5 protein-coding genes are annotated in these 6,506 nt (G+C 72.3%); all 5 read left to right on the top strand.

The window, feature by feature from the left end:
* Positions 1-727, top strand: a 727-nt coding sequence (locus ACTIR_RS22445) for a dihydroorotase (RefSeq protein WP_034239153.1), incomplete at its 5' end; no start/stop codon positions are given.
* A gap of 16 nt (positions 728-743) precedes the next feature.
* Entirely contained in the window at positions 744-1,235 is a 492-nt protein-coding gene (locus ACTIR_RS0108785) for a PH-like domain-containing protein (RefSeq protein WP_026453981.1), read from the top strand.
* Positions 1,232-2,368: a glutamine-hydrolyzing carbamoyl-phosphate synthase small subunit gene (carA, locus tag ACTIR_RS0108780; RefSeq protein WP_026453980.1), complete on the top strand. Its 1,137-nt coding sequence runs from the start codon at positions 1,232-1,234 to the stop codon at positions 2,366-2,368. The genes ACTIR_RS0108785 and carA overlap by 4 nt, the downstream gene beginning before the upstream one ends.
* The gene (gene carB / locus ACTIR_RS0108775) at positions 2,352-5,687 is read left to right on the top strand and encodes a carbamoyl-phosphate synthase large subunit (protein ID WP_026453979.1); all 3,336 of its coding nucleotides are present in this window, start codon (positions 2,352-2,354) and stop codon (positions 5,685-5,687) included. Before carA ends, carB begins: the two co-directional genes overlap by 17 nt.
* A gap of 78 nt (positions 5,688-5,765) precedes the next feature.
* A partial coding sequence (gene pyrF, locus ACTIR_RS26455; protein ID WP_052583791.1) for an orotidine-5'-phosphate decarboxylase occupies positions 5,766-6,506 on the top strand: 741 nt, incomplete at its 3' end.

The following is a 6,506-nucleotide window of genomic DNA, read 5'->3' as shown; positions in this document are numbered from 1 at the left end:
GCAGGCGCACGAGGGCGAGCGGGCGGCGCGGCTCGGCTACACCGGATGGCCGCCGTCCGCGGAGGAGTCGGTGGTGGCCCGCGACTGTGTCCTCGCCCGGCACGCGGGGGCGCGGCTGCACGTCTGCCACGTCTCGGCCACGGGTACCGTGGACGTCCTGGACTGGGCGAAGGGCCTGGGCACGGCGGTGTCGGCCGAGGTCACCCCGCACCACCTGCTGCTCACCGACGAACGGCTGAACACCCACGACCCGGTGAACAAGGTCAACCCGCCGCTGCGCACCGACGCGGACACCACCCGTCTGCGGCAGGCGCTGGCCGACGGCGTGCTGGACTGCGTGGCCACCGACCACGCCCCGCACGCGGTGCAGGACAAGGACCGCGAGTGGGCCGCCGCCCCGCCGGGAATGCTGGGGCTGCAGACGGCGCTGTCGGTGGTGACGCACACGATGGTGCGCACCGGACTGCTCGACTGGCGCGGTGTGGCGCGGGTGCTGAGCGAACGCCCCGCGGAGATCGCGGGCCTGCCGGACCAGGGCAGGCCGCTGTCGGTGGGGGAACCGGCGAACCTGGCCCTGGTGGACGGGAACGCCGAGTGGACCGTGCACGGGGCGGAGTTGGCCAGTGTGGCCGCGAACACCCCGTACGAGGGGCTGCGGCTGCCCGGCGTGGTGCGGGCCACGCTGCTGCGCGGGCGTCTCACCTCGCGCGAAGGGAAGACTGTGTAATGGACGGGATCGGGTCATGGACAGAATCGCACTGACGCTGCTGGTTTTCGCGTTCTTCGCCCTGTGTTTGTACGGCATGTGGCGCGGCTGGCGGCGGCAGGCCCGCACGCAGAGCGTGCGCATCCCCCCGTTCCCGGAGGTGCCCTCCGATCCGGGTGAGCCGCTGCTGACCACCAGCGGGATCTACGTCAGCACCACCCGCTCGGGGCACTGGCAGGACCGGGTCGTCACCCGCGGCGCGGGGATGCGTGGTCCCGCGACCCTGCGCCTGTACCCCGACGGCATCGAGGTCGACCGACGCGGGGCACCGGGATTCTGGATCCCGCGTGCCGACGTCGTCGACGTCACGACAGCGAAAGGAATGGCGGGCAAGGTGATGGGCACCGACAGCCTGCTGGTGTTCACCTGGCGCCTGGACGGCGTCGTCCTGGACACCGGCCTGCGCGGCGACGATCTCGCCGCCTACCCGCACTGGATCGACCGGGTCACGGGAGGTGCCCAGGTATGACCGTCGCAACCACCGACGCCGCGCTCGTGCTGGAGGACGGCCGGATCTTCCGGGGCGCCGCCTACGGGGCCCGTGGACGCACCCTCGGCGAGGTCGTGTTCACCACCGGCATGACCGGCTACCAGGAGACCCTGACCGACCCCTCGTACCACCGGCAGATCGTGGTGCAGACGGCACCGCAGATCGGCAACACCGGCTGGAACGACGAGGACGACGAGTCCGACCGGATCCGGGTCGCCGGCTACGTGGTGCGCGACCCGGCGCGGATGCCGTCGAACTGGCGGTCCACCCGCTCGCTCGACGACGCACTCGCCGCCCAGGGGGTCGTGGGCATCGCCGAAGTGGACACCCGCACCCTGACCCGGCACATCCGGGAGCACGGCGCCATGCGCGCGGGCGTGTTCTCCGGCGATGCCCTCGTCACCGACGAGGCCATGCTGGAGGCGGTGCGCGCGAGCGCACCGATGAAGGGCGCCGACCTGGCGGGCGAGGTCAGCACGGCGGAGAGCTACGTGGTGCCCGCCCGCGGCGCGACCCGCTTCCGGGTCGCCGCGCTCGACCTCGGCATCAAGACGAACACCCCGCGCCAGCTCGCCGAGCGGGGCGTCGAGCTGCACGTCCTGCCCTCGGGCAGCACGGTGGACGACGTCCTCGCCGTCGCCCCGGACGGGGTGTTCCTGTCCAACGGCCCCGGTGACCCGGAGACCCAGACCGCGGCGATCGAACTGACCCGGCAGGTGCTCGGCCGGGAGATCCCGCTGTTCGGCATCTGCTTCGGCAACCAGATCCTCGGCCGCGCCCTCGGACTGGGCACGTACAAGATGCGGTTCGGCCACCGGGGCATCAACATCCCGGTGCTCGACGCCGCCACCGGGCGGGTCGCGATCACCGCCCAGAACCACGGCTTCGCCCTGGAGGGCGAGCCCGGACAACGCTTCGACTCACCGTTCGGCACGGCCCGGGTGAGCCACCACTGCGCCAACGACGGGACCGTGGAGGGGCTGCGCTGCTCCGACGTGCCCGCGTTCTCCGTGCAGTACCACCCGGAGGCCGCGGCGGGCCCGCACGACGCGGCGCCGCTGTTCGACGAGTTCGTGACGCTGATGGAGGCCCGCCATGCCCAAACGCACTGACCTGGAGCACGTGCTCGTCATCGGGTCGGGGCCGATCGTGATCGGCCAGGCCGCCGAGTTCGACTACTCCGGAACCCAGGCGTGCCGTGTCCTGCGCGCCGAGGGGATGCGGGTGAGTCTGGTCAACTCGAACCCGGCTACGATCATGACCGACCCCGAGTTCGCCGACTCCACCTACGTGGAACCGGTCACCCCCGACTTCGTCGAGAAGGTGCTGGCCGCCGAGCAGGAGCAGGGCCGCCCGGTGGACTGCCTGCTGGCCACCCTCGGCGGGCAGACCGCGCTGAACTGCGCGGTGGACCTGTACGAGCGCGGGGTGCTGGAGAAGTACGGCGTCGAACTGATCGGTGCCGACGTCGACGCGATCCAGCGGGGCGAGGACCGGCAGAAGTTCAAGGACATCGCCGCCTCGGTGGGCGGCGGGGTGCCGCGCAGCGCGGTGTGCCACTCGATGGACGAGGTCCGCGAGGTCGTGGCCGAACTGGGCCTGCCGGTGGTCATCCGGCCGTCGTTCACGATGGGCGGGCTGGGCTCCGGCATGGCGCACACCCCCGACGAGCTGGAGCGGATGGCCTCGCTCGGGTTGGAGGAGAGCCCGGTCACCGAGGTGCTGATCGAGGAGAGCGTGCTCGGCTGGAAGGAGTACGAGCTCGAGCTCATGCGCGACCGGCACGACAACGTGGTGGTCGTGTGCTCGATCGAGAACGTCGACCCGATGGGCGTGCACACCGGCGACTCGGTGACGGTGGCGCCCTCGATGACGCTGACCGACCGCGAGTACCAGCACATGCGCGACGTCGGCATCGCGGTGCTGCGCGAGGTTGGGGTGGACACCGGCGGTTGCAACATCCAGTTCGCGGTCAACCCCGCGGACGGGCGCATGGTCGTCATCGAGATGAACCCCCGGGTGTCCCGGTCCTCGGCGCTGGCGTCGAAGGCCACCGGCTTCCCGATCGCCAAGATCGCCGCGCGGCTGGCCATCGGCTACACCCTCGACGAGATCAGCAACGACATCACCGGCGAGACCCCGGCGTCGTTCGAGCCCACGCTCGACTACGTGGTGGTCAAGACGCCGCGGTTCGCCTTCGAGAAGTTCCCCGGCGCCGACCCCGGCCTGACCACCACGATGAAGAGCGTCGGCGAGGCCATGTCGCTGGGCCGCAGCTTCACCGAGGCGTTGAACAAGGCGATGCGGTCGCTGGAGACCAAGGCGGTCGGGTTCTGGACCCGGCCCGACCCGGAGGGTGCCGACCTCGCCACCACCCTGGAGTGGTTGCGCACCGGGCACGAGGGCAGGCTCTACACCGCCGAGCGGGCGCTGCGACTGGGTGCCACCCCGGAGCAGGTGCACGAGGCCAGCGGGATCGACCCGTGGTTCCTCGACCAGATCGCGCTGATCGGGGAGGTCGGCACCGAGGTGGCCGAGGCGCCGGTCCTGGAGACCGGACTGCTGCGCCGGGCCAAGCGGATCGGCCTGTCCGACCGGCAGATCGCCGCGCTGCGGCCCGAGCTGGCGGGTGAGGACGGCGTGCGGGCGCTGCGCCACCGGCTCGGCGTCCGCCCGGTGTTCAAGACCGTGGACACCTGCGCCGCCGAGTTCGAGGCCCGCACCCCGTACCACTACTCGGCCTACGAACGGGACCCCGCGGCGGAGTCCGAGGTCGTCGCCCAGACGGACCGGCCCAAGGTGCTGATCCTCGGCTCCGGGCCGAACCGGATCGGGCAGGGCATCGAGTTCGACTACTCGTGCGTGCACGCCGCGCTCGCCCTGCGCGAGGCCGGGTTCGAGACCGTGATGGTCAACTGCAACCCGGAGACGGTCTCCACCGACTACGACACCTCCGACCGGCTGTACTTCGAACCGCTGACGTTCGAGGACGTGCTGGAGGTCGTGCACGCCGAACAGGCCTCCGGCGAGGTCGCCGGGGTGATCGTGCAGCTCGGCGGGCAGACGCCACTGGGGCTGGCGCAGCGGCTCGCCGACGCCGGGGTGCCCGTGGTGGGCACCCCGCCGGAGGCGATCCACCAGGCCGAGGAGCGGGGCGCGTTCGGCGACGTGCTGGCCGCGGCGGGGCTGCCCGCGCCGAAGTACGGCACGGCGACCTCGTTCGACGGGGCCCGGCGCATCGCCGACGACATCGGCTACCCGGTGCTGGTGCGGCCGTCCTACGTGCTCGGCGGCCGGGGCATGGAGATCGTCTACGACGAGGCGTCGCTGGAGAACTACATCCAGCGCGCGACCGAGGTCACCCCGGAACACCCGGTGCTGGTGGACCGGTTCCTGGACGACGCGATCGAGATCGACGTCGACGCCCTCTTCGACGGCGAGGAGCTCTACCTCGGCGGCGTGATGGAACACATCGAGGAGGCCGGGGTGCACTCCGGCGACTCGGCGTGCGCGCTGCCCCCGATCACGCTCGGGCACACCGACCTGGAGGCGGTGCGCTCCTCCACCGAGGCGCTGGCCCGCGGGGTCGGGGTGCGCGGGCTGCTGAACGTGCAGTACGCGCTCAAGGACGACGTCCTGTACGTCATCGAGGCCAACCCCCGCGCCTCGCGCACGGTGCCGTTCGTGTCCAAGGCCACCTCGGTGCCGCTGGCGAAGGCGGCGGCCCTGGTGATGACCGGGTCGTCCCTCGCCGACCTGCGCGAGCAGGGCGTGCTGCCCGCCCACGGGGACGGCGGCGGGCTGCCCCTGGGTTCGCCGGTCGCGGTGAAGGAGGCGGTGCTGCCGTTCCACCGGTTCCGCACCCCCGAGGGGCACGGCGTGGACTCGCTGCTGGGTCCGGAGATGAAGTCCACCGGTGAGGTGATGGGCGTCGACCTGTCCTTCGGGGAGGCCTACGCCAAGTCGCAGGCGGGCGCCTACGGGTCGCTGCCGACGCGGGGCACGGTGTTCGTGTCGGTGGCCAACCGGGACAAGCGCTCCCTGGTGTTCCCGGTCAAGCGGCTGGCCGACCTCGGGTTCGCGGTGCTGGCGACCTCCGGGACGGCCGAGGTGCTGCGCCGCAACGGCATCTCCTGCTCCGTGGTGCGCAAGCACTACCAGGGCAGCACCGACTCCGAGCCGAACGTCGTGGAGCTGATCCGGGACGGCGCGGTGGACATGGTGATCAACACGCCGTACGGCAACAGCGGCCCGCGGGTGGACGGCTACGAGATCCGCACCGCGGCCGTCTCCCGCGGGGTGCCGTGTGTGACCACGGTGCAGGGCGCCGCCGCGGCCGTGCACGGCATCGAGGCCCTCATCCGCGGCGACATCGGCGTCCGCCCCCTCCAGTCCCTGCGCCACCACCTCCGCGAGGGAGCCACCCCGTGACCGTGCGGGTTGCCGTGAAGGGCACTCCCGCTGCGTGTGGTGGCGTGAGGGGCACATTCACTGCGCCCGACGCAGTGAATGTGCCCCTCACGGCCCACCCTGCCTGCCGGGCGGGAGGTGCGGCGCGTGGGTGAGTCGTTCGGGGAGCGGTTGCGGGCGGCCGTGCGGGTGCGGGGGCCGCTGTGCGTGGGGATCGACCCGCACCCCGGGTTGCTGCGGGACTGGGGGCTCGAGGACGACGCCGCCGGGCTGGAGCGGTTCGCGCTCACGGCCACCGAGGCACTCGCCGGGCACGTCGCGGTGCTCAAACCCCAGTCCGCCTTCTTCGAGAGCCACGGGGCGGCCGGGATCGCCGTGCTGGAGCGCGTGTGCGCGCGCGCCCGGCAGGCGGGGGCGCTCGTGCTGCTCGACGTCAAACGCGGGGACATCGGCTCCACGATGACCGCCTACGCCCGGGCGTATCTCACCGACGGGGCACCACTCGCGGCCGACGCGATCACGGTGTCGCCGTACCTCGGCTTCGGCTCGCTGGAGCCCGCGCTGCACGCTGCGCGCGACAGCGGGCGCGGGCTGTTCGTGCTCGCCCGGACGTCCAATCCGGAGGGAGCCTCGGTGCAGCGCGCGGAAACCGCGCACCGGCACCATGTCGCACAGTCCATCGTGGACGAGGCGGCCCGGCTCAACGCGGGCGCGGTGCCACTGGGCGACATCGGCGTGGTCGTGGGCGCCACGGTCGGACCGGCCGAGATCCGGCTCGACGGGCTCAACGGACCGGTGCTCGCCCCCGGGTTCGGCGCCCAGGGCGCGACCGCCGACGAC

The organism is Saccharomonospora iraqiensis subsp. iraqiensis, from assembly GCF_000430445.1.
In the GTDB taxonomy this organism is placed as follows: Bacteria; Actinomycetota; Actinomycetes; order Mycobacteriales; family Pseudonocardiaceae; genus Saccharomonospora; species Saccharomonospora iraqiensis.
This window is presented reverse-complemented; position numbering and strand designations above follow the sequence as displayed.